This is a genomic window from Testudinibacter sp. 'clade 2', from assembly GCF_006227735.1.
Lineage (GTDB): Bacteria > Pseudomonadota > Gammaproteobacteria > Enterobacterales > Pasteurellaceae > Chelonobacter.
This window is the reverse complement of sequence record NZ_VDHB01000032.1, coordinates 1-24084: the sequence shown is the minus strand read 5'-3', so window position 1 is coordinate 24084 and position 24084 is coordinate 1. Positions and strand designations below refer to the sequence as shown.

17 protein-coding genes are annotated in these 24084 nt (G+C 45.8%); 5 read left to right on the top strand and 12 right to left on the bottom strand.

All coding sequences use genetic code 11. The features are described 5' to 3' along the window. Position 1 precedes the first annotated feature (1 nt). Both FHQ30_RS03390 and FHQ30_RS03385 read right to left on the bottom strand, forming a co-directional pair. Positions 2-622 (bottom strand): DMSO/selenate family reductase complex B subunit, encoded by a 621-nt coding sequence (locus FHQ30_RS03390; protein ID WP_139612088.1) that lies wholly within the window; start codon positions 620-622, stop codon positions 2-4. Continuing rightward, positions 622-3075, bottom strand: a complete 2454-nt coding sequence (locus FHQ30_RS03385) for a DmsA/YnfE/YnfF family dimethyl sulfoxide reductase (RefSeq protein WP_139612080.1) — start codon at positions 3073-3075, stop codon at positions 622-624. The genes FHQ30_RS03390 and FHQ30_RS03385 overlap by 1 nt, the downstream gene beginning before the upstream one ends. 232 nt (positions 3076-3307) lie before the next feature. On the opposite strand from FHQ30_RS03385, the gene FHQ30_RS03380 reads away from it, so the two are divergent. Together FHQ30_RS03380 and FHQ30_RS03375 are read left to right on the top strand one after the other, a co-directional pair. Beyond that, positions 3308-4207 carry a DMT family transporter gene (locus FHQ30_RS03380; protein WP_139612081.1) on the top strand — a complete coding sequence of 300 codons (900 nt, stop codon included), beginning with the start codon at positions 3308-3310 and terminating at the stop codon, positions 4205-4207. Between the two features lie 112 nt (positions 4208-4319). Next, positions 4320-4886, top strand: a complete 567-nt coding sequence (locus FHQ30_RS03375) for an acetate uptake transporter (protein ID WP_139612082.1) — start codon at positions 4320-4322, stop codon at positions 4884-4886. A gap of 107 nt (positions 4887-4993) precedes the next feature. On the opposite strand, the gene nadE is transcribed toward FHQ30_RS03375, so the two are convergent. The 5 genes from nadE to ompA (FHQ30_RS03350) form a co-directional block, all read right to left on the bottom strand. Next, positions 4994-5734 carry an NAD(+) synthase gene (gene nadE, locus FHQ30_RS03370; protein ID WP_139612083.1) on the bottom strand — a complete coding sequence of 247 codons (741 nt, stop codon included), beginning with the start codon at positions 5732-5734 and terminating at the stop codon, positions 4994-4996. A 1-nt stretch (position 5735) separates the two neighbouring features. Further along, complete coding sequence (locus FHQ30_RS03365) at positions 5736-6860, bottom strand: nicotinate phosphoribosyltransferase (RefSeq protein ID WP_139612084.1); 1125 nt, start codon at positions 6858-6860, stop codon at positions 5736-5738. A 154-nt stretch (positions 6861-7014) separates the two neighbouring features. Then, positions 7015-8058: an AI-2E family transporter gene (locus FHQ30_RS03360; protein ID WP_442805703.1), complete on the bottom strand. Its 1044-nt coding sequence runs from the start codon at positions 8056-8058 to the stop codon at positions 7015-7017. 177 nt (positions 8059-8235) lie between these two features. Beyond that, positions 8236-9276 (bottom strand): porin OmpA, encoded by a 1041-nt coding sequence (ompA, locus tag FHQ30_RS03355; RefSeq protein ID WP_139612086.1) that lies wholly within the window; start codon positions 9274-9276, stop codon positions 8236-8238. Positions 9277-9636: 360 nt separating this feature from the next. After that, complete coding sequence (gene ompA, locus FHQ30_RS03350) at positions 9637-10689, bottom strand: porin OmpA (protein ID WP_132967887.1); 1053 nt, start codon at positions 10687-10689, stop codon at positions 9637-9639. A 376-nt stretch (positions 10690-11065) separates the two neighbouring features. Here ompA (FHQ30_RS03350) and ydiJ point away from each other — a divergent pair, with 376 nt between their 5' ends. The 3 genes from ydiJ to hemH are packed head-to-tail and all read left to right on the top strand — an operon-like array spanning position 11066 to position 15589. Beyond that, positions 11066-14137, top strand: coding sequence for a D-2-hydroxyglutarate dehydrogenase YdiJ (gene ydiJ, locus FHQ30_RS03345; protein WP_139611039.1), 3072 nt, complete (start codon positions 11066-11068; stop codon positions 14135-14137). Between the two features lie 30 nt (positions 14138-14167). Then, on the top strand, positions 14168-14587 hold the full coding sequence (locus FHQ30_RS03340; RefSeq protein WP_139611038.1) for a PaaI family thioesterase: 420 nt from the start codon (positions 14168-14170) through the stop codon (positions 14585-14587). Between the two features lie 18 nt (positions 14588-14605). After that, entirely contained in the window at positions 14606-15589 is a 984-nt protein-coding gene (gene hemH / locus FHQ30_RS03335; protein WP_139611037.1) for a ferrochelatase, read from the top strand. Here hemH and tilS read toward each other — a convergent pair. From tilS to FHQ30_RS03310, 5 genes are all read right to left on the bottom strand, one after another. Next, positions 15586-16893: a tRNA lysidine(34) synthetase TilS gene (tilS, locus tag FHQ30_RS03330; protein WP_267963802.1), complete on the bottom strand. Its 1308-nt coding sequence runs from the start codon at positions 16891-16893 to the stop codon at positions 15586-15588. The two genes, hemH and tilS, sit on opposite strands and share 4 nt — an antisense overlap. A gap of 93 nt (positions 16894-16986) precedes the next feature. Beyond that, the gene (gene pdxY / locus FHQ30_RS03325; protein ID WP_139611035.1) at positions 16987-17850 is read right to left on the bottom strand and encodes a pyridoxal kinase PdxY; all 864 of its coding nucleotides are present in this window, start codon (positions 17848-17850) and stop codon (positions 16987-16989) included. A 121-nt stretch (positions 17851-17971) separates the two neighbouring features. Further along, positions 17972-18925: an acetyl-CoA carboxylase carboxyl transferase subunit alpha gene (gene accA, locus FHQ30_RS03320; RefSeq protein WP_139611034.1), complete on the bottom strand. Its 954-nt coding sequence runs from the start codon at positions 18923-18925 to the stop codon at positions 17972-17974. Between the two features lie 132 nt (positions 18926-19057). Next, a complete protein-coding gene (dnaE, locus tag FHQ30_RS03315) occupies positions 19058-22531 on the bottom strand; it encodes a DNA polymerase III subunit alpha (RefSeq protein ID WP_139611040.1) in 3474 nt (1157 codons plus the stop codon). A gap of 31 nt (positions 22532-22562) precedes the next feature. Next, a complete protein-coding gene (locus FHQ30_RS03310) occupies positions 22563-23915 on the bottom strand; it encodes a cation:proton antiporter (protein ID WP_139611033.1) in 1353 nt (450 codons plus the stop codon). Between the last annotated feature and the right edge of the window lie 169 nt (positions 23916-24084).

Sequence of the window (24084 nt, the reverse complement as noted above, 5' to 3'; positions counted from 1 at the left end):
ATTACACCTCCTTCGGATTGGCTAAGAAACCGCTGCGATCATCGCTCGGTTTCGCATTGTGGTTTAAACGTAGCGCAATATTTGGCTTGGTGTAGTGCGACGGCGGCAAAGGTGCCACATCTTTCAAATCCCCATATTTGGCTTTCAACTCATCCATCGGCAGCAGATCCAAAGCGCGCAGCGGACAAGACTCGACACACATCGGCTTTTTGCCCACTTCAACCCGTTCAAAACAACCGTCGCATTTGCTCATGCGCCCTTTGCTTGCGTCGTATTGCGGCGCACCGTACGGACACGCCATACTGCAATATTTACAGCCGATACACACATCTTGATCAACTACTACAAAGCCGTCTTCCCGTTTGTGCATGGCACCGCTCGGACACACTTTGGCACACGCCGGATCGGCACAATGATTACACGAAATCGAGAGGTAGTACGAGAACACATCTTGCGTCCACGCCTCGCCCTCTTGCTTCCAACCGCCGCCGCAGTATTCGTAAATACGGCGGAAACTGACATCCGGGGTTAAATCTTTGTAGTCTTTGCACGCCAGTTCACAGGTTTTGCAGCCGGTGCAGCGCTGCGAATCGATATAAAATCCATATTGTTTTGCCGTCATCATTCACCTCCCACACGGGCGACTTCAACCAAATTGGTATGTTGCGGATTGCCTTTCGAGAGTGGCGACGGACGCTGAGTGGTCAACACGTTAAAGCTGCCGTTTTGATCGATCCGTTGTCCGTCCGGCGTGTACCACGTTCCTTCCCCCATCGCAATCACGCCCGGTAAAATTCGTGGCGTCACATTTGCCATCACCCGAGTTTCACCGCGATCATTGAAGATGCGTACCATTTCGTTATGTTTGATTCCACGTTTTTCCGCATCAATCGGGTTGATCCACAACGATTGCAGCGAGGCCTGATCCAACACATCAACATTAGCGTAAGTGGAATGCACCCGTGATTTAAAATGGAAACCGACCAGCTGCAACGGATATTTCGCTGTTAACGGATCATCAAAACCTTCCACCGCGCGAGCATAAATTGGCAGCGGACTGATAATATCGCCCTCCGGCAGCTCCCAAGTGTCGGCGATTTTCGCCAAACGTTCAGAATAGACCTCTATTTTGCCCGACGGCGTGGTCAGTGGGTTCGCCACTGGATCTTGGCGGAATTTTTTGAACGCCACCATATGCCCGGCCGGATCTTGTTGTTTGATGATGCCGCGTTGCCGAAATTCTTCAAAACTGATGTCTTGGAACAACGGATTTTTCTCTTGAGTTAGTTGATACAGATGGCGCAACCATTCTTCTTGGCTACGACCTTCGGTAAATGCCTCTTTTTTGCCCATTTTTTCCGCAATACCCGCCAGAATGTCATACACTGGTTTGCACTCAAATTGTGGTTCGATCGCTTGATCGGCAAAAATCACATACCCCATATTGCCCGCTGAGCCATCCATGCAAAAATCCGCCTGCTCGGAGGTGGTGCAGTCTGGCAGCAGAATATCGGCACATTTGGCGGTTGAGGTCATATGGTTGTCGATCACCACCAGCATTTCGCATTTGCTTTCGTCACTCAAAATATCTAAAGTACGGTTGATGTCGGAGTGTTGGTTGACAATACAGTTGCCGGCATAATTTAAAATAAATTTAATCGGCTTATTCAGTTTTTCCGCTCCTTTTAAGCCGTCTTTCAACGCGGTCATTTCTGCGCCGCGCACCACTGCATCAGTCCACATAAAAATAGGGATCTGCGCTTTAATCGGGTTTTCACCGACCGGCAAACGCACAAACGGAATACTGTAAAAGCCTTCGCGCGAGCCACTGTTTCCGCCGTTGATGCCCACATTGCCGGTCAAACACGCCAACATGGCAATTGCCCGTGCCGCCTGTTCACCATTGGCATGGCGCTGCGGCCCCCAACCTTGACAAATATACGCCGGTTTAGTGGTAGCGATTTCACGTGCCAAACGGATAATTGTTTCTTTTGGAATCGCAGTAATTTTTGCTGCCCATTCCGGCGTTTTGGCAGTTTGATCGTCGCCTTCACCCAAGATATAGGCTTTGTAGTGCGCATTCGGCTTAGCTGAAGCCGGCAAGGTTTTTTCATCGTAGCCGACGCAGTAGGTGTCTAAAAATGCTTGATCAACTAAATTTTCGCTGATCATCACATAAGCCATGCCCTCAACAAACGCCGCATCCGTGCCCGGACGAATCGGCACCCACTCGCCTTCCCGTCCTGAGGCTGTGTCGTTATAACGCGGATCGACCATAATCATGCGTGCTTTGGAACGCTCCATCGCTTGTTGCACTAAATAGGTTACACCACCGCCACTCATCCGAGTTTCTGCCGGATTATTGCCGAAATAGACCACTAATTTAGAATTTTCAATATCGGTCGGGCTGTTGCCGGCGTTGCTGCCGTACATAAACGGAATGGCTTCAAAGATTTGAGAATAACTGTAAGTACCGTGATGACCCAGACAGCCGCCGATACTGTTCATAAAGCGGCTGGAAATACTTCTCGGCGGCGGATATGAAGCAGCAACCGTAGCGCCCAACGTGCCGGTGGCAAATGGCAGATATAGGCTCTCATTGCCGTGTTCAGCGATGATCCGTTGCAGATTATCGGCAATTTCCGTAAAGGCTTCGTCCCACGAAATACGCTTAAATTTGCCCTCACCACGCTTACCGACCCGTTTCATCGGGTATTTCAAGCGGTCAGGATTGTACACCCGACGCCGCATTGAACGCCCACGCGCGCAAGCCCGCACTTGATGAAAATCACCGTAAACATCATCGCCCAGATTATCGGTTTCCACATATTTGATCACCCCGTCCTGCACATGCATCCGCAATGGACAGCGGCTATGGCAATTTACCGTACAAGCGCTCCACACCAATTTTTCTTCCGCTTTACTCCCCATCGCCGCTGTGCCACGCTCACCTGCTGACACCGGCATTGGCACCGCACTTGCAGCCAAGGCAATCCCGCTTAAAGCAGCACCACCTTTGAGCAAACTGCGACGACTGGTCGCAAAATCCGGATCGTTTTTGGAATTTTTCTCCATAAAATTTCTCCCCACAAAATAAAAAAATCAAAAATAACCGAGGGGAATAATAGAGGATTTTATCTAACTAAAATTGATTAATATCAAATGAGAATAGTCACTACACTAAATCACAAGATCTTAAGATTTTTTATCACAACCTATTGACAAATCAATATATATTTATTTATATAACGATTCGCAATAAATTTCTGTTAGAATCCGCAATCAGATCAACCAACATACCATTATTATGAACAACGCTATTTTACTCGGATTGTTTTCTTCATTGTTTTTTGCCGCTACTTTTGTGCTTAATCGCAGTATGTCGCTGTCTGGTGGCGATGCTTGGTGGTCGGCGGCACTGCGCTTTGTGTTTATGTTGCCGATGCTGTATCTGCTGTTGGGAATGCAGACAAAACGAAGTGCGGTTTACCGTGCAATTCGGCAGGCACCGATTGCGTGGTTATTGTGGTCAACCGTTGGTTTCGGCTTATTTTATCTGCCGCTGACACTCTCGGCGGATTATGCCTCGTCTTGGCTGGTCGCCAGTTCATGGCAGATTACCATTATCGCCGGTATTCTGCTGACGCCGCTGTTTGGGCAAGCCATTCCGCTGAGAAATCTGTTTTTTTCCTGCCTGATTGTGTTGGGAATTATCCTGCTGCAAATTGATAATCTACGCACGCTGTCGCTGCGTGAAAGCCTGTATCCGCTGCTGTTGATTCTGCTCGCCGCCTTTGCTTATCCGCTCGGCAACCGTAAAATGATGGTTTTGGTCGGCAATAGGTTGACAACACAACAGCGGGTCTATGGTATGGTGTTGTGTTCAATGCCGTTTTGGCTGATTTGCATGGCGATTGCCACCACAAACAGTGGTTTACCGCCTGTTAGCCAAGTAAGCCAATCCTTTATGGTCGCACTGTTTTCCGGCGTCATCGCCACCCTGCTGTTTTTCAAAGCCACCGAACTGGTCAAACACAATATGAAACAACTGGCGGTGATCGAAGCCACCCAAGCCGGTGAAATCTTGTTCACCCTGCTTGGCGGCGTATTGTTGTTAAGCGACCCAATGCCGAGTGGCTTGGCCTTTGTCGGTTTGATGATTGTCGTTCTCGGCATTTTTATCAACGGTTTCTCAACAAAGCCGTAAAAAAAGCCGTAAAAATAGTCATATTCCAAGCGACTGAGTATTTATTTTAAGCGCAAAATCATTCATACTAGCGCCCATTTTTAGCAATATTTATTTAATTTAAGGAACTTTTATGTCTAACACCACAAATAGTTATGCCAACCCTGGTCCATTAGGCTTATGCGGTTTTGCCTTGACCACCTGGTTATTGTGCTTAATCAACGGCGGATTTTTTGATACCCAATCCCTGGGTTTGGTGATCGCAATGGCATTTGCTTTCGGCGGTACCGCGCAAGCCATTGCCGGGATCATGGAATTCAAAAAAGGCAATACCTTCGGCTTCACCGCATTTATCAGCTACGGCGCATTCTGGTGGTCCTGGGGCTTGTTCGTTGCCTTTTTCAAAGGGGAAACACCTGCAACCTTCGTTGCATGGTATTTAGCCGCTTGGGGCACGTTCACTCTGATGATGTTTATCGCCACGCTCGCCAAACCACGTGCACTGCAAGCGATTTTCTTCTTCCTGACCCTGACTTTCTACGCTTTGGCAATCGGCGACGCCAGCGCTAACCACACCATTGTCAATGTTGGCGGCTACTTAGGCTTGATCACCGCACTTTGCGCTTTCTATTTAGCTGCTGCGGAAGTGATCAACGAATCTTACGGCAGAACAGTGTTGCCAATCGGTGAGAAAAAATAATCTAGTTTACAAAATTATTTGATGAGGCAAAGTAGCAACGGAGTTTTCCAAAAACAGTTGCTACTTTTAGCATATCAATCGTATATTCTAGGGCCTGTTGATATTTGCTATTCAACCATTTTCTGCGGTGCTGGTGCTAGCATACGTTTGTGATGAGAGCGGTTGTGCCAAAAATCAATCTGTTTTTGTGCCTGTACTGACACCGTTTCGCCACGCAAAAAAGCATCAATTTCTGCATAACTGACGCCCATTTCATCTTCATCAGTCTGCCCCTGCCATAACCCGGCACTCGGTGCTTTATCTAACACCGCCTGCGGCACACCAAGCAGTCGCCCTAATTCAAACACCTGTTCTTTGCGCAATTGCACCAACGGCACAACATCAACACCGCCATCGCCATATTTGGTGAAATAACCGGTATGCCATTCTGCCGCATTATCGGTGCCGACCACGATTGCCTGTTGATTTTGCGCTGCTGCATACAGGGTTATCATGCGTAACCGTGCCTGCACATTGCCGGCAATCACATTCTGCCGCTCAGCATCATCACGGAACAGTGGCTGCATACTTTGCATAAAAGTGCGGTAACTAGGACTAATCGAAGCTTCAATCACCGCACAACCCGCACTTTTTGCAACCGCATAAGCATAGGCAATATCTTGGGCAGAAGTCGTATCCGACGGTAAAATCAAGCCTTGCACCGGTGCCCCGGTTTTCATCAACAAATTCACCACCACTGCCGAATCGATGCCACCACTAATGCCGATCACATAGCCTTTCGCAGCATAAAAATGGCGCTGCTGCTCCAACCACTCGACTAAATAATCTGCATATTGTTGCAACGTCATATTATTCCTCCCGCTCGGCATGTTGTTCAGCAGCATAGCGCACTGGCTGTAAACGTGGGTTAAACTGGTAGCGGCGCCCTTGTTTGGCTTGCTCTTTGCCGTTTAAGCGAACGCAATCGCCGGTAAAACCGATATTCACTTTCAGCAAATTAGAACCGACACCGTAGGAGTCAACCGGTGTTTTCAGTTGCTCAAATAAACGGATTTTTGCCGAGTCAAAACCACCACTGACGATAATTTTTACATGCTGAAACCCTTCGGCATCCAGATGGCGACGCAACAATTTAATTAAGCGTGGATTAGTGCCGCGCAAGTCATATTGTCCGAATTCATGTTGATTTCTAAGAAAATATTGATCCACCATATTGGCGGAAGTATCGACCCGCACGCCATATAATTTGTTACCGAAATGGCGAGCCACCTTGAGTGAATCTTCAATAACATCATTATTATAGTCCACCAGCGCAACCAAATTATCTTCAGGAAACGTTGTCAAATAGGCTTCACACGCCTGAATTAAATCGCCGTTGAACAACTGAATCAGCGCATGTGGCATCGTGCCGACACCGTCACTGCCCCACCACTCATTCATTGCGTAGGTTGCCTGCGCACTCATGCCACCAATATAAGCGGCATAGCCGTCACCAGCTTGCTGTGAAAAATGGTCATCACGATCCCCCATAAAGATCACTTGCTTACCACTTGCCGCCTGCACCACGTTATAAACGTGTGTCGCCACCGATGTGCGTCGTGCTAAAATCCCGTCGATGATGCCTTCTAGATAGCCAAAATCCTCATAATAGCCTTCCACCATCAACACGGTTTCAAACGGTGAGATTTTATCGCCATCATTCAACGCCCAAATTTTAAGATTTTGCGGATTCGCGGCAAAAGTATGCAGCAGCGCAATCGCTTCATCCATACCGCACACAATCGCTTCATTTTTTTGAAAAAATTGCATACTCACAGTTTGTCGGGGAATACGATTTGCGACAATTTTGCTGGTTTTCAAGAAATAAACCGCTGAAAACCAACCGTCTTTAATCCGCGGATCAAACTTAAAAGTGCGGTTTGTCAGCCTCGCCAACTTACCTTTTTGTTTCAGCTCAAATTCTTTTTCACACATTACGCTTCTCAACTTAATCAAAATAAAAAGTATATGCTACAAAAAATAGATTTTGTTTAATTTGAACCTTTTTTATGTATTAATCAAGCTTTATTTTGATAAAAGTAGAACCAATCTCGACAACACGAAATATAGCCAGAACGATTAATCGGCTCTATTTTTCACCATTGCCGAGCAAATAGGCAAATCTTTCAGTTAGAGGGTTGGCTTCTAGGGCAATTTTAGTCGCCACGGTCAGTGGCACCGAGAGGAACATACCGACCATGCCAAGCAACCATCCCCAAAAAATAAGTGAAATAAATACAACCAATGTCGACAATCCCAAATGTTTTCCCATCACTTTCGGTTCTACAATATTGCCAAATATCGTATTGACTAAAAAATATGCCACGATAACTAAAATACCTTCAACCGAGCCATTAAGAATAAAAGCCTGTATCACCACCGGAATCGCAGCGATAATCGATCCAATATTTGGAATATAATTCAATAGAAAGGCAACACTTGCCCATAAAATGGCATATTGAATATTCAGTAATTTCAATATGATATAAATGGATACTCCGGTAAGAATACTGACTAATGTTTTGATCGATAAATAGCGGATAACACTGTCAATAACCCGATAAACGTCACTTTTCAGCTGGATTTGTTCTCCTCGTGGTTGATGACTGACCAAATAAGTCAGTTTTTGTTTTGCCAGTGGAATTTCAAGCAGCATAAACACCACGATCAGGAACAATACAAAAATATTACTCAACATGCCAGACAACTGTCCTAGCATATTACTCATAAAATTCATCAGTGTATTCGGGTCTAGACTTTCCAATATTCTCTTTCTCGGCAGTAGTGCTGAAATATTGTATTTCTCGGTTAATGTCGTCAACCAGCCCACTTTTTCAGATAACAGAAGCTTATATTGTGGCACCGACGCGGTAAATTCGGTTACCGAAGCTCCGACTAAGGTTGCAAAAACACTGAAAAGGGTAAAAATAAAACAGAGCAACAGGGTAATTGCAAGCCATTGCGGAACTTTATAATCAATCATTTTTTTTATTAAAGGAGAGCAAGCAATCGCAATAAATAAAGCCAATAGCAGTGGGGTGATGATATCCGCTGCTGCTTTTATGCCCGCTAAAATAATAATTATACAAGCCGCTATGAATATCAATTGAAGTGACGGATTATCATTTTGTATAATTTTTGGTAACACATTTTTAGACTTCATTTCATCATATCCTTTTCATCGTGACTAGGGGCTGTCTGACTGTCTATGATTGTACCTTATTTTATTGCCGGAATTGTATTTATTCATTTTTAGACATAAAAAAACCCGGACTAGCCGGGTTTTAGAAATGATAGAAGGAGTGCTATATTACATAGCGACTGTTTTTGCACCTTGAACAGCGACTTCTACACGACGATCCGGGGCTAAACAAGCGATCAACGCTTTGCGTCCGTTCACAGTGTCACAGTTGCTGCCGGTAACCGGGTTAGCTTTACCGTAACCTACTGCAGTTACGTTAGCTTGATCAACACCTTTAGAAACTAAGTAGTTAGCTACAGTTTCAGCGCGTTTTTCAGATAATTTTTGGTTGTAAGCATCAGAACCGATACGGTCTGTGTAACCCGCTACATTGTAGTTAGGGCTTGCTAAACCTGAATTAGCTACTTCAGCAGTCATGCCGTCTAATGCTTCAGAACCGCCATTTTTTAAGCTGGATTTGTTGAAGTCAAACAATACGTCTGAGCTGAATGCGAATTTTTTAGTGATGATTTCAGGAGCTGCTGCAACGCCTTGACCGAAACGGTATGAAAGACCTGCAGTGACAGAACCGATATCTGGACGATAGTCTACACGTTGACCACTGCTATCTTCCAATTTACCTACGTTATTTAACCATTGGTATTCAACACGCAATGCTAAAGAAGGCAGAATTGCATATTCCAAACCACCAGCAAAGACTGCTGAAGTTTTTAAGCTATGGTCGCGTCCCAAAACATTAGCAGCTCCATAAGTCTTATAATCAGAACGTACTAATGCAGCACCAACACGGGCATAAACATCTAAATCAGCTAAAACTGGATAGCTTGCTTTTAAGCTTAAGTGTGCACCATGGTTAGTATGCTTAGCAATAGTTTCACCGTTATTTCTTACTTTAGCACGACCAAAATCATCATAGCCTAATTCGACAGCAAAATTATCAGTAATTTGGTAACCACCAAACACACCGTAAGTTACAGAATTCCGGTGTGTTCCTAGAACGCCTGGAACTTCAAATTGCTCTAAACCATCGTGGAAAGAAGCCCAACCTGCTTTAGCACCTGCATAGAAGGTGTTAGCTTGTGGTGCTGCTTGTGCTACAGATGCTAATGCTAAGCCAGAGATAGCTAATGCAATTGCAGTTTTTTTCATTTTGATGATCCTCTATTTGTTTTCATCTACGATACAAATTTTATAATAGTTAGAACCCACCAGCTTCAATTGAAGCCATAATTCCACTATTGAAAAAAATTGTATTTAAGTTTTGATTCACACCTGAATAAGCTGAATCGTCCCATACTCTTTATATAATAATGAATCCACTAGGTGAACTGAGTATCGCTGAATTATCCTAGTAGTCTCAAAGAAAATCAATACTTCTTACAAAAAATAGTTCTTTTTTTAAGCGGTTAAGTTAAAAAAAGTACTTTTTAGCACTATTTTCACTGCTATTTAGCGATATAAAACCCGGCTACACCGGGTTTTTATTAAGCTAAAAACTGCTAGCAAACATTACATAGTGACGGTTTTCGCACCTTGAACAGATACTTCTACACGACGATCCGGGGCTAAACAAGCGATCAACGCTTTACGACCTTTCACAGTGTCACAGTTGCTGCCGGTAACCGGATTTGCTTTACCGTAACCTACTGCAGTCACGTTAGTTTGCTCAACACCTTTAGAAACCAAGTAGTTTGCTACTGTTTCAGCACGTTTTTCAGACAATTTTTGGTTGTAAGCATCAGAACCGATACGGTCTGTGTAACCCGCTACATTGTAGTTAGGGCTTGCTAAACCTGAATTGGCCACTTCTGTTGTCATGCCGTCCAATGCCTCAGAACCACCAGCTTTTAAGCTAGATTTGTTGAAGTCAAACAACACATCTGAACTGAAGGCAAATTTTTTGGTAACCACTTCAGGTGCTGCTACACCTTGGCCGAAACGGTATGAAAGACCGGCAGTAACAGAGCCGACATCCGGACGGTAATCAGTTGACAATGAGTTAGATTTTTTACCGACATTATTCAACCATTGATATTCAACACGCAACGCCAAAGATGGCATGATTGCATATTCCAAACCACCGGCAAAGACGGCTGAAGTGCTTAAGTCATGGCCACGACGTCCAGGGAAACCTTCACCGACAAAACTGTCGTCATAAGTTTTGTAGTCAGAACGCACTAATGCCGCACCAACACGCGCATATACATCTAAATCTGCCAATACCGGGTAGCTGGCTTTCAACGTCAGGTGTGTACCATGAGCAGTGTGCTTACCGATAGTTTGTCCTTTATATTTCACTTTGTTACGACCAAAATCATCATAACCCAGCTCAACGGCTAAATTATCAGTAATTTGGTAACCACCGAACACCCCGTAAGTTACGGAGTTACGTTGGTGACCTGTTTTTAAGCCATCTAGACGCTCAAACTGAGTCAACCCGTCATGATAAGATGCCCAACCGGCTTTTGCACCGGCATAGAATGTGTTTGCTTGTGGCGCAGCTTGTGCGGCTGATGCCAAAGCCAAACCTGAAATAGCCAATACAATTGCAGTTTTTTTCATTTTAAATTTCCTCTTCATTTAGTTGAGTTTTGACCGATCGATATATTAATTAAAAGTAATCGGTTAAAAGCGAACAGATCGAGTAAAATATGAACCTCAGTCAGTTCTATACCCAAATAGCGTTCTGAGTATGCTTTTATTATTATGGTCAATTGAGCTAAAATCAACCTAATTAGACTAATAATCTCAAATTTCGAGTGATTTTTAATCAAATTTACTAAAAAACAAACAATTTCATTACATCAATAACATTTTTTTTTGCCATTCAATTGATTAATTTTTTATCTTTTTGCTTTTTTTCTACCCTTTTTCAGATTTTAATTATGTTATATTAATACAAACATCAACAGCCCCTACTTAAACACGGATACCAATCATGATACCCCGCTTGAAAACCGTTCCTCGCTTAAATGACTGCACTGCAAACTATCTGACCGCTCTGCGCCAACAAAACTTCGAAGGCGATATCGAATCCAGCTATTCAGCACGTTTAAGCCTCTCTACGGACAACAGCGTCTATCAACAGCTGCCACAAGCCATTCTGTTTCCCAAAACCGTAGCCGATATCGTGCGTTTAACGAAATTAGCGCAACGGGAAGAGTTTTCAGCGCTAACATTTACTCCGCGTGGCGGTGGCACCGGCACTAACGGACAAGCACTGAATAACAATATTATTGTTGATCTTTCACGCCATATGAATCAAATTCTGGAATTTAATCCGGAACAACGCTGGGTTCGAGTGCAATCCGGCGTAGTAAAAGACCAACTAAATCAATATCTGCAACCATTCGGACTGTTTTTTGCACCGGAACTTTCCACCAGCAACCGTGCCACTATCGGCGGAATGATCAATACCGATGCCTCCGGGCAAGGTTCATTGCAATATGGCAAAACTTCAGATCACATCCTTGCTTTAAAATCGGTATTAGTTGACGGTCAAATATTAGAAACCGATAGCTTTGCCAGTACAGCGTTGGAACAAGACAACCTGCCGCTGCCAAAGCCAGCACGCCAACTACATCAACAAATTTACCAACGTTGCAAACAAAACCGCAGCACTATTCTAAATGAACTGCCACAGCTCAACCGTTTCTTAACCGGTTATGATTTAAAAAACGTCTTTAGCGACGATCTCAGCCGCTTTAATCTGAGCCGCATTTTGACTGGCTCGGAAGGTTCACTGGCATTTATTTGTGAAGCAAAACTTAACTTATTGCCCATTCCGAAATACCGCACTTTAATCAACATTAAATATAATACCTTTGATGCGGCGTTACGCAATGCGCCATTGATGCTGCAAGCCAACGCACTGTCGGTCGAAACTGTCGATTCCAGCGTACTCAATCTGGCAAAACAAGATATCATCTGGCATTCAGTCAGTGAGCTATTGAGTGAAAATGCCGACAATCCGATTTTGGGTTTAAATATCGTTGAATTCGCCGGAAACCTGGAAAAAGCGGTTGAAAAACGGGTCAGTGCCCTATGTCAGATTTTGGACGAACGAATTCGTACCCAACAAGACGGCATCATCGGCTACCAAATTTGCAGCGATCTCCCTTCTATCTTGAAAATTTATGCCATGCGAAAAAAAGCGGTCGGTTTGCTCGGCAACAGCAAAGGCACGGCTAAACCGATTCCGTTTGTTGAGGACACTTGCGTACCGCCACAACATTTGGCGGATTACATCAGCGAATTTCGTACCTTACTTGATCAACACGGTTTGCAATATGGCATGTTCGGTCATGTCGATGCCGGCGTGTTGCACGTCCGTCCGGCACTGGATTTATGCGATCCGCAACAAGTTAAACTGTTCAAAACCATTTCTGATCAGGTGGTCGAGCTTACGGCTAAATACGGCGGCTTGATTTGGGGTGAACACGGTAAAGGTATGCGTTCCGGTTACGGCGAACGTTTTTTCGGCGAAAAATTGTGGCAAGAACTGCGCTATATCAAACAGTTATTTGATCCCAACAACCGCCTGAATCCGGGGAAAATTTGTACCCCGTTAGGCTGTGAAACCGCACTTTATCCGATCACCGCCCAAATGCGTGCCGATTTCGACCGCCAGATTCCGCTGCGTCTACGTGAAGAGTACCAAGGCGCACTCAACTGCAACGGCAATGGACTGTGTTTCAATTTTGATGTGCACAGCACCATGTGTCCGTCCATGAAAGTCAGCGCCGACCGCACTTTTTCGCCGAAAGGACGTGCCGCATTGGTGCGTGAATGGCTGCGCTTGTTAAGCGAACAACAGATTACACCAGAGCAGTTGGATTTCCGCCAAGCACAGCCGGTCAAATTACGTGATTTTGTTGCCAAAATACGCCATAGCTGGCGTAAAAAACAGGGCGAATACGATTTTTCGCACGAAGTCAAAACGGCAATGGATACCTGTCTGGCATGCAAAGCCTGCGCCAGCCAATGCCCGATTAAAATTGATGTACCAAGTTTCCGCGCGCAATTCAACCATTTTTATCACACTCGCTATCTGCGTCCGTTGAAAGATTATGTAGTCGCCAATGTGGAATATGCTGCGCCGCTGATGGCGAAAGCACCTCGCTTTTTTAATTTTTTTACCACCGCCAAACTCACTGGCTATTTGGCAGAAAAAGCCATCGGCATGGTCGATTTACCCAGCCTCAGTTCGCCATCATTGCAACAGCAATTGGTCGAAATCGGCTATCAGGGCTACTCATTGGAGCAGTTGGAAAGACTGTCCGCTGCCGAAAAAGCGAAGATGTTGTTGATCGTACAAGACCCGTTCACCTCGTATTACGATGCCAAAGTGGTGGCCGATTTTATTCAGCTCAGCCAAAAATTGGGTTTCAAACCGGTGCTGTTGCCGTTCAAACCAAACGGCAAGGCACAACATATCAAAGGCTTTTTGCAGCGTTTTGCCAAAACCGCACGTACACAGGCGGAATTTTTAAGCCGTTTAAACAAACTCAAGCTGCCGCTGGTTGGGGTTGACCCGGCAATTGTGTTGTCCTATCGCGAGGAATATCCGCAAGTGCTGCAACAACAAAATGATTTCCATGTGTTGACGGCGCACGAATGGCTAGTGCAACAGCTTGATTCAAACCAGCTCGACAGTGCGATTGCAACCAAAAACAGCGAAAACCGCACTTGGTATCTGTTTCCGCATTGCACCGAAGCCAGCGCCATGCCAAACAGCCCCAAACAGTGGCAAACCATTTTTGCCCGTTTTGGGCAAACCTTGATCAGTGAAACGGTTGGTTGCTGCGGCATGGCCGGTACCTTTGGTCACGAAAGCCAGCATTTGACCATGTCACAAGGGATTTATCAGCTCTCTTGGCAACAAAAACTGACAAAATACGATGCAAAATTCTGCTTGGCAACCGGCTACTCTTGCCGCAGCCAAGTGAAGCGAATGGAGGGCTGGCAGCCGCAACATCCGTTACAAGCGCTGCTATCACTATTAAATTAATAGGCAATAAAACACTCGGAATCATACAATATGTGGAAAAAAACGTTATCATTACAACAGCTGAACCAATTTTGTCAGCAAAGTGCGGTCAGCCACTTGGGCATCCGTTTCAGCGCACAAGGGGAAAACTGGCTGGAAGCGCAACTGACAGTCGATGAACGCAGCTGCCAGCCGATGGGCTATTTACACGGCGGTGTTTCTGCGCTGTTAGCGGAAACGGTTGCTTCGCTTGCCGGATTTTGTTGTGTGGATGACAATTTTTTGGTGGTCGGCACCGAAATCAATGCCAGCCATCTGCGTCCGGTGAAAAAAGGCAACACTGTCACTGCCAGAGCCACCCCCGCCAGATTGGGGCGCAGCACGCAGGTGTGGCAAATTGATCTGCGTGACGAACAACAGCAACTATGCTGTAGCGCACGCTTGAGCTTGGCTGTAGTCAACAGACCCTAATACAAAAAGGAAAAGATCATAATGAAAAATAAAATCGGGGTGTTACTGGTCAATCTAGGCACGCCGTCAGCCCCTACCACAGCAGCAGTCAAACGTTATCTAAAACAATTTTTGTCTGATCCAAGAGTCATTGATCTACCTCGCCTACAATGGTCAGTGATTTTGAATGCCTTCATTTTACCCCGACGTGCGCCGCGAGTTGCCAAGCTGTATCAAGCGATCTGGACCGAACAAGGTTCACCGTTGCTGGCTATTGGACGTGAACAGGTGCAAAAGCTACAGCACTATTTTGCCGCACGCCAGCCGAACTTGATTATTGAACTTGCGATGACCTACGGCGAGCCGTCGATGCAAAGTGCGGTCGACCGCTTAATTGCACAACAAGTACAAAAAATTATCGTGTTACCGCTCTACCCACAATACAGCAGCACCACCACTGCCAGTGTATTTGATGCGTTTGCCGACGCATTAAAATCCCATCGGGCGATGCCTGAAATTGCCTTTATTCACCATTATCATCAACATCCGTTATATATCAAAGCCTTGGCAAACAGCATTCGCGCTAAATTGCAACCAGATGAACTGCTGATTTTCTCGTTTCATGGCATCCCGGAACGTTATCAACAAGAGGGGGATTACTATGCCGAGCATTGTCACCAAACCGCACTTTTGGTGGCGAAGACATTGGAATTAACGCCAAACCAATGGCAAGTGACTTTCCAGTCACGTTTCGGCAAAGAACCATGGCTTCAGCCCTACACCGATGAAACCTTGCAACAATTGGCGCAAAACGGACAAAAAGCGCTGGCAATAGTCTGCCCGGGCTTTGCGGTGGACTGTTTAGAAACCATAGAAGAAATTGAAGAAGAAAATCGCGAAATTTTTCTCGAGAATGGCGGCGAACGCTACCAATATATTCCGGCACTGAATGCCAGCGATGAACATATTGAGCTGTTAGCAACACTGATCGAAGCGCAGCTGCCTTCTGACCACACCGCTTAAACCGTCGAAAATACGCCCAAGGCGGCAATCAACTTGTCGCCATAAAACAGCAACGGCGTGCGCTGCCGTTGCCACGGCGGAATGCCATACTGCTGCCAGATTTTTTTGATATCGCTATTGGGACGATTTATTGCCAACCGCACTTTGCCCGAATAAGCAAACCGAATTTGAATCAGTTGGTCCACAGCTGGTTTTGCCACACAGTAGCGGCGCTGCTGCCCCGCCTGTTGCCAAAGCACACATAACTGTTCCGCTTGTCGCTGAAAAACCAGCGTTCCCAAATTATCCGGCAGCGCAATCGGCTGCTCAAAGTGCGGTGTGATCACACAATCAGTGATATCCTGATAAATAGCCGTGAGATACAGTCGCTGCTGATAGCGGCGAATCACCGTATCCGCCAACTGCAATTGCGGCTGTTTGTCGGTTTGAGCCAACACCACATTTTCAATCAACTGGGTAAGTTGCGACTGTGGCGGCATCATCAGTGCATTTTTCTCCAGCCAAAGGCGCAATAAAAACTGCTGCTTATGCCGCGAGTAATCGGCAAAACCGCGGAGATCAAAAGTGCGGTCAGCAGCCCGATAGTGTTGTTGAAACAGTGGCAACAGCAGCTCTTCTAACAACTGTTGCTGTTCAAAACAGTGTTGTGCCGAACGCTGCAAGGTGCTGTCGATGTGCGCCCAGCGTTGGCGTAATGCCGGCAGAATTTGATGACGCAAAAAATTGCGATCGTAGTGGTCGCTCTGATTGCTTTCATCTTCAATCCAGCGCAGCTGTTGCTGTTGTGCATATTGCTGCAATTGCATTCTAGACATCGGTAACAACGGGCGAAAAATCGGCATTTGCCACAATTCAGACCGCACTTGCATAGCGGCTAATCCCTTTACACCGCTGCCACGTTTTAACGCCAGCAACAAGGTTTCACTTTGATCATTCAAATGATGGGCGGTAACCAACAGTTCACCAGCTTGCAGATGCTGTTTAAAAATCTGATAACGAGCACTTCGCGCCGCTTGTTCAATATTACCGTTATCCGCCAACCGCACTTTTTCGATGAGCAGCGGAATTTGCAGTTGTGCACATTGTTGCTGACAATGTTGCCCCCAGTTATCGGCATTTGGACTTAAGCCATGATGAACATGAATCGCGCGCAGTTGGATTTGCGGTAGTTGTAGTTTCAGTCGGGCGAAAAGCGATAAAAGTGCGGTCGAATCCAACCCGCCGCTATATGCCAACACAAAAGAGGCTTGTGTCAGCCGATGCTGCTGCAAAGTACGGTGTAATTGAGAGAGAAGATCTGGCATAAGCACCGCCTTTGCATAAATCATTGCGGATTAAAAGAATAAAAACAATGGGCGGATTGCCGCCCTGAAAAATTGAGACGCTAATTTGAGAAACTAAGCAATTTTCACTGCTTTATACTGGCTTTGCGGCTGCATAATCAGGTGGCGTGCCGCGACGATTTGTAATTCGTATTTGCCACTTTGTTGGGTCACACTCATCACATCGTTTACCGCATTAGCAGTGTGTTCAAATGCCTCTAAGTCCGATTTGCCGTTTAACAAATTTGCCAAGAACACACCACTGGTCAAATCGCCAACCCCGACCGGGTCACGGCCAACAAATTCATGCAACGGACGACTGATATGCCAAATCCCGTCTTGGGTTGCCAACACCATTTCAAACTGGCTGGCATCTTTACCGACTTTGCTCAAGTGTTTGACCAACACTTTTTTCACCCCTTTTGCCAACAGAAATTTAATCGCTTCGATTGCCTGTTCAAAATTTTCAACGGTTAAACCGGTTAATTCGCGCAATTCAACCAAGTTAGGTGCCAATAAATCAGCCGCCGGCAACGCGTGTTCCACCAAAAATTCCGCCACCCCCGGCGCAACGATGCAGCCTTTATCCGGGTGACCCATCACCGGATCACAGAAATAGATCGCATTCGGGTTGAGGGCTTTAATCCGATTAACGGTATTTAAAATCTCTTGCCCCTGTTCCGCTGCACCAATATAACCCGATAGCACTGCATCACATTCATGCAATGCGTCAATCTCGGCAATCCCTTGTGTAATTTCAGCAATTTGCTCCTTGGGAATCACCATGCCTTTCCATTTTTGATATTGGGTATGGTTGGAAAATTGCACTGTGTTTAACGGCCAGACATCAATGCCCAGTAATTGCATCGGCAATACTGCCGCTTTATTACCGGCATAGCCATACACCACATGAGATTGAATAGATAAAACGTTTTTCATTGGATAACCTTTGGCAAATAAAGAGAAAAGATAAATAGGGTTTATAGATAACGAGGATAGGCTGGCTTATCATTGTAGGGGGATTAATCCCCCCTACTTTTTTATCAAAAAATGACCTGAGTTAACAATACCCGTAACCCATTAGTCGCTGATAGCGGCGATCTAATAATGATTGTTGATCTAATACTTCCAGATCACGTAAGTCGCTTAACAACCGTTGTTTTAATTTTTCTGCCATTAACGGAACATCACGGTGTGCGCCGCCTAACGGCTCAGCAATAATATTGTCGATCAGTTTCAGTTCCAGCAAGCGTTTTGCCGTAATCCCCATCGCTTCTGCGGCGAGTGGCGCTTTGTCAGCGCTCTTCCACAAAATTGAGGCACAGCCTTCCGGCGAAATGACGGAATATGTGCTGTATTGCAACATGTTGACTTTGTCACCAACGCCAATTGCCAGCGCCCCACCAGAGCCGCCTTCGCCGATCACGGTGCAGATCACCGGCACTTTCAACATCGACATTTCACGCAAATTACGAGCAATTGCTTCCGATTGCCCACGCTCTTCGGCGCCCACGCCCGGATATGCCCCCGGTGTGTCGATAAAGGTGATGATCGGCATATTGAAACGCTCGGCAAGTTGCATCAAACGCAAGGCTTTGCGGTAACCTTCCGGTGCCGGCATACCAAAATTGCGTTTAACTTTTTCTTTTACCGTGCGCCCTTTCTGGTGTCCGATAATCATCACCGGTTTGCCTTCCAAACGAGCAATACCGCCGACAATCGCCTTGTCATCGGCAAATGCACGATCACCGGCAAGCTCTTCAAAATCCGTAAAAATCTGTTGGATGTAATCCAGCGTATAAGGACGCTGTGGGTGGCGTGCCATTTTGGAAACCTGCCACGGGTCGAGGTTGGCAAAGGTTTTCTTGGTCAACTCTTGGCTTTTTTTACGCAAGCGTTTGATTTCATCATCAAGATTGATTTTGTCATCCTGTTGAGTAACAGCGCGCAGCGACTCAATCTTTGCTTCCAGCTCGGCAATCGGTAGTTCAAAATCTAAAAATTCGTGATTCATGCGTATTCCTGATTCGTCAATAAAAATATTTTAATTTTACTCGCTCGGTATTTTAAGCTATTTCTGCGCTGATGGCTAAATTTTATTTTCCTAAGCCAATTAGGGTCTATTGATCTTTGTTTATAATTTGAGCTATTCAAACTCCAATTCAACCTGGTTTTCGCCCAGCATTTCAGTGAGTTGGTCGAGCAAATCATCGTGTGGCTGCACCCGCCACTGTGTGCCTAGCCTCAGCAACGCTCTGCCTTGCGGACTTTGATAATAAATATGCAGCGGCATAACACCGCCGCTATACGGACTGATAATTTCTTTAAAACGGCGTACAAAATGCGGTGTAATTTGCTCTTGTGTCAGGCAAATCGCCAAACTTTTGGCGTAACGGCTACGGGCTTGATCCAGTGACAGCAGCTCGCGCACATTCATTTTCAGCCCTTGGGTGAAATCATCATGGCTGACCTGCCCGCTGATGATCACAATTTGATCTTTCTCCAAATATTCGCCGTAGTTTTGCAAAGCATCACTAAACAGCGTGGCATCTAAGCGCCCCGAGCGGTCATCTAGCGTGATAATGCCTAAACGGTTGCCTTTTTTGGTGACGGCGATCCGTGAATTCACAATCAAACCACACGCTGTGCTGATTTGTCCACGGCGATTTGGCTGGAATTCATTGATACGATGTGAACTGTAGTGCGACAGCTCTTTTAAATAACGGCTGATCGGATGGCTGCTTAGATACAGCCCCAAGGTTTCGCGCTCACCGTCCAAAATAGTTTTTTCCGACCATTTTGGGGTGTTGGCATAAGCTGTTTCGACTGCTTCCGGAGCAGCGGTCAGCACGCCGAACATATCCGCTTGCCCCATGGCTTCATCTTTGGCGTGTTGATCAGAGGCTTTCAGCGCATCCTGTAAATTTTTAGCCAATGCCGCACGGTGCGGCCCTAGTTTGTCAAACGCACCGGACAAAATCAAACTGTCAAAAGTGCGGCGGTTAATTTTTTTCAAATCAACTCGCGCACACAGATCAAACAGATCTTTAAAGCGACCGCCTTGTTCACGGGCTTCAATGATTGCCGTGATCGGGCCTTCTCCCACCCCTTTAATCGCACCAATACCGTAAACAATTTCGCCTTTTTCATTGACACTAAAACGGTGGTTGCCGTTATTAATATCCGGCGGTGTTACGGTCAATCCCATCCGCAAGCACTCATCATAAAGCCCGACAATTTTATCGGTGTTGTCCATCTCGGAAGTCATCACCGCCGCCATAAATTCCGCCGGATAATGTGCTTTCAGCCATAAGGTTTGATAAGATACTAAAGCATACGCCGCCGAGTGGGATTTGTTGAAACCGTAACCGGCAAATTTTTCCACCAAGTCGAAAATTTTCATCGACAGATCGCCATCAACATTATTATTGATCGATCCCTCTTTAAAAACCGAACGTTGTTTTGCCATCTCCTCCGGCTGTTTTTTACCCATCGCACGACGCAATAAATCTGCACCGCCCAAGGTATAACCAGCAAGTACCTGTGCGATTTGCATTACTTGCTCTTGATACAAAATAATGCCGTAGGTCGGTTCTAAAATCGGCTTGAGTGATTGGTGCTGATATTCGGCATCGGGATAAGAGATCTCCTCATCGCCGTGTTTACGCCGGATAAAGTTATCCACCATGCCCGATTGCAACGGACCAGGACGGAATAGCGCCACCAAGGCGATAATATCCTCAAAGCAGTCTGGTTTCAGGCGTTTGATCAAATCTTTCATACCGCGTGATTCCAACTGGAATACCGCCGTGGTTTCAGCTTTCAGCAACACTTCAAAGGCTTTCTGGTCATCCAATGGAATGCGATCGATATCGATTGGGGCTTTGCCCTCTTTTTGCAAACGGGGATTGATCATATCAACCGCCCATTTGATGATGGTCAAGGTGCGCAAGCCCAAAAAGTCAAATTTGACCAAACCGGCATATTCCACATCATTTTTATCGAAATGAGTAACCGGATGCAGCCCTTCCGGATCGCAATACAGCGGCGAGAAATCGGTGATTAAGGTCGGGGAAATCACCACACCACCGGCGTGTTTTCCGGCATTACGGGTCACGCCTTCCAGCTTACGCGCCATATCGATCAGCGCTTTCACCTCTTCATCGCTATTGTAAATCTGGTCTAACATCGGCTCTTCATCGAAGGCTTTTGCCAAGGTCATACCCGGTGTAGGCGGAATCAGCTTGGCGATTCGATCGACAAAACCGTAGGGGTGGCTCAACGCACGCCCCACATCGCGGATAACCGCTTTTGCGGCCATTGTTCCAAATGTGATAATCTGCGAAACGGCACCACGTCCATACATTTCAGCAACGTGTTCAATCACCCGATCACGCCCGTCCATGCAAAAATCCACATCAAAATCCGGCATCGAAACCCGTTCCGGATTAAGAAAACGTTCGAATAGCAAATCAAACTCGAGCGGATCTAGATCGGTAATTTTCAGCGCATAAGCCACCAATGAACCGGCGCCGGAGCCTCGTCCCGGTCCAACCGGAATATCGTTGTCTTTCGACCATTGAATAAACTCCATCACGATCAAGAAGTAGCCGGGAAAGCCCATCTGATTGATCACATCCAGCTCTATTTTTAACCGTTCGTCATATTCGGCACGCCGCTGCAACCGCACTTCAGGATCGGGGAACAGCGTTAACAGGCGCTGTTCCAGCCCCTCTTCCGCGCGTTTAACCAAATAATTTTCAGTGCTCAGTTCACCGGTTGGAAATTGTGGTAAAAAATATTCGCCCAAGTTAATCTTGACGTTGCAACGTTGAGCAATCAGCAAGGTATTTTCAATGGCAGTTGGAATATCCGCAAACAGCTCGCACATCTCCTGTTCCGAACGGAAATATTGCTGTTCGCTGTATAATTGCGGACGTTTCGGATCGTCTAAGGTGAAGCTGTCATGAATTGCCACCCGAATTTCATGCGCTTCAAAATCTTCTGCCGTCAAAAAACAGACTTCATTGGTGGCAACTACCGGCAGATCCATCTCTTGCGCTAAGGCTATCGCCGCTTGGATGTAATTTTCTTCATCCGCACGTCCGGTTCGGGTCAGGCTCAAGTAGTAGTGATCAGGAAAATGTTGCTGATAAAACGCAAGTGCGGTTTTGGCATTGTCGAGTTGCTGCTTCAGCAGGTATTTACCCACATCACCATTGCGGCCACCGGAGAGAATAATCACACCGTCACGGTGTTCAACCAACCACGCTTGATCGATAGTCGGCTTTTCCATATAGCCACGCTGGTAGGCTTGAGAAATCAGCAGGGTAATATTTTTATAGCCCAGATTATTTTTTGCCAGCAACGTTAAGGCAAAAGGTTCACTTTCGGGTTCGCGCTGCACAAGCACATCAACCCCGATAATCGGCTTGATCCCATTAGACAACGCTTCTCCATAAAAGCGCACCAAGCCACAAAAATTGCTGAAATCGGTCAATGCCATTGCCACCATTTGCTCAGCAGCACAAGCTTTGATCAGTGGTTTAACTTTCGCTAAACCGTCAATCATCGAAAAATCGCTGTGCACCTGCAAGTGGACAAAACGTGGCGGGGTCAAATTTTCATTGATATTTTGCGCTGACATAACGTTATTTAGACAAATAGGCGTTTAGATCATCGTTTTTGCGTGCCTTAGTTTCTGCGGTTGGTCGCAAGTAATCCTCTTTGTTAGGGTCTACTTTTTTGGCTTGTTGAATCATTTTTTCAATCGTCAAGCCTTGCACCAAAATCGAGAACATCACCACCGCATAGGTCATCACCAAAATCACATCACGTACATCTAACTGCGTCTCGCCAATCATCGCCGTTTGTGCCGGAATCGACAACGCCATTGCAAGCGCCAAGCCACCACGCAAACCACCCCATGTCATAATTTTCAAGGTGTAAGGATTGTAGGTTCTAAAACGGCTGAGTGCCACATAAGGAACCCACAGGCTAAGATAACGTGCCGCCAGACAAATTGGAATCGCCAACAACATAAGCAAGAAACTCTGCCAGGAGATATTAATCAGCAGCAATGCCAAACCGATCAGCAGGAATAACAACGAGTTCAGGAAATGATCAATCATCTCCCAAAAATGATCCAAATAGCGCTGGCTCTGTTCTGAAAAACCTTTGTTACGCGTCCAGTTGCCGATCATAATCCCGGCAACCACCATAGCCAATGCACCGGAAACCCCCATTGCATTGGCCAAAATAAAGCCGGCGGTCGGAATCGTCAGGGTCAATAAAATTTCCATGCTGCCGTCATCGGTGGCGGAGATCAGCCAATGGGCGACCAAACCGAGAATAAAACCGAAAATAATACCGCCGATGGCTTCGTGCATAAACAGTTCAAAAATTCCTACCACAGTGGGTTCCGCACCACCAAAAGCCACGGTAAAAACGGTCACGAAAATGACTAAACCGACCCCATCATTAAACAATGATTCGCCCTCTACTTGCATCGACAAGCGTTTCGGTGCGCGTAAATTTTTGATAATTGCCAACACTGCAATCGGGTCTGTCGGTGAAATCAAGGCGCCGAACAGCACACAATAGATAAAGCTGATCGGCAACCCGATCAACAATGCGGCAAAGTAGATGAAGCCACCGATGATAAAGGTTGATGCCAAGGTAGAGAAAAGCGCAAAAATCGTGATTTCCCACTTTTGGTCTTTCAAAATCGGCAATTTAATCCCCAATGCACCGGCGAAAAGTAGAAAACCTAAAATCCCATTTAATAAAAAACTTTTAAAATCAATTTGCTGCATAACTCCAGTGGCAATATTTTCAATACTAAACCAACCGAGCTTTCCGCTTACCAAAAGAAGCAACGACCCCACCATCGCTGCTGCGCTGATCGCAATAGTGGACTGGATCCGATCACTGATTTTACTGGTGATAAAGCCGATTAAAATAGAGAGTGCAGAGAGAAAGCAAATGTAGGTATAAATACCCATAGCAGAAAACCTCAGGCAGATAAGAATAGCAAGAACTAAATATGCAGATTAAAACAATTCGGTGATCAGTTGTAAAGTGATATATTAGGGTCTGTTGATCTTTGTTTATAATTTGAGCTATAGACACTTTTTCGCCACTATTTTCGCTAATAATAAGGCAAAAGTTGTG

Excerpts from the sequence above, each read along its gene's own strand:
- FHQ30_RS03390 (WP_139612088.1), bottom strand. The coding sequence starts at position 622 with ATGACGGCAAAACAATATGGATTTTATATCGATTCGCAGCGCTGCACC.
- ompA (WP_139612086.1), bottom strand. The coding sequence starts at position 9,276 with ATGAAAAAAACTGCAATTGCATTAGCTATCTCTGGCTTAGCATTAGCA.
- FHQ30_RS03365 (WP_139612084.1), bottom strand. The coding sequence starts at position 6,860 with ATGTGTGAAAAAGAATTTGAGCTGAAACAAAAAGGTAAGTTGGCGAGG.
- tilS (WP_267963802.1), bottom strand. The coding sequence starts at position 16,893 with ATGCCAGATCTTCTCTCTCAATTACACCGTACTTTGCAGCAGCATCGG.
- ydiJ (WP_139611039.1), top strand. The coding sequence starts at position 11,066 with ATGATACCCCGCTTGAAAACCGTTCCTCGCTTAAATGACTGCACTGCA.
- FHQ30_RS03310 (WP_139611033.1), bottom strand. The coding sequence starts at position 23,915 with ATGGGTATTTATACCTACATTTGCTTTCTCTCTGCACTCTCTATTTTA.
- FHQ30_RS03385 (WP_139612080.1), bottom strand. The coding sequence starts at position 3,075 with ATGGAGAAAAATTCCAAAAACGATCCGGATTTTGCGACCAGTCGTCGC.
- FHQ30_RS03375 (WP_139612082.1), top strand. The coding sequence starts at position 4,320 with ATGTCTAACACCACAAATAGTTATGCCAACCCTGGTCCATTAGGCTTA.
- pdxY (WP_139611035.1), bottom strand. The coding sequence starts at position 17,850 with ATGAAAAACGTTTTATCTATTCAATCTCATGTGGTGTATGGCTATGCC.
- FHQ30_RS03340 (WP_139611038.1), top strand. The coding sequence starts at position 14,168 with ATGTGGAAAAAAACGTTATCATTACAACAGCTGAACCAATTTTGTCAG.
- FHQ30_RS03380 (WP_139612081.1), top strand. The coding sequence starts at position 3,308 with ATGAACAACGCTATTTTACTCGGATTGTTTTCTTCATTGTTTTTTGCC.
- accA (WP_139611034.1), bottom strand. The coding sequence starts at position 18,925 with ATGAATCACGAATTTTTAGATTTTGAACTACCGATTGCCGAGCTGGAA.
- nadE (WP_139612083.1), bottom strand. The coding sequence starts at position 5,734 with ATGACGTTGCAACAATATGCAGATTATTTAGTCGAGTGGTTGGAGCAG.
- ompA (WP_132967887.1), bottom strand. The coding sequence starts at position 10,689 with ATGAAAAAAACTGCAATTGTATTGGCTATTTCAGGTTTGGCTTTGGCA.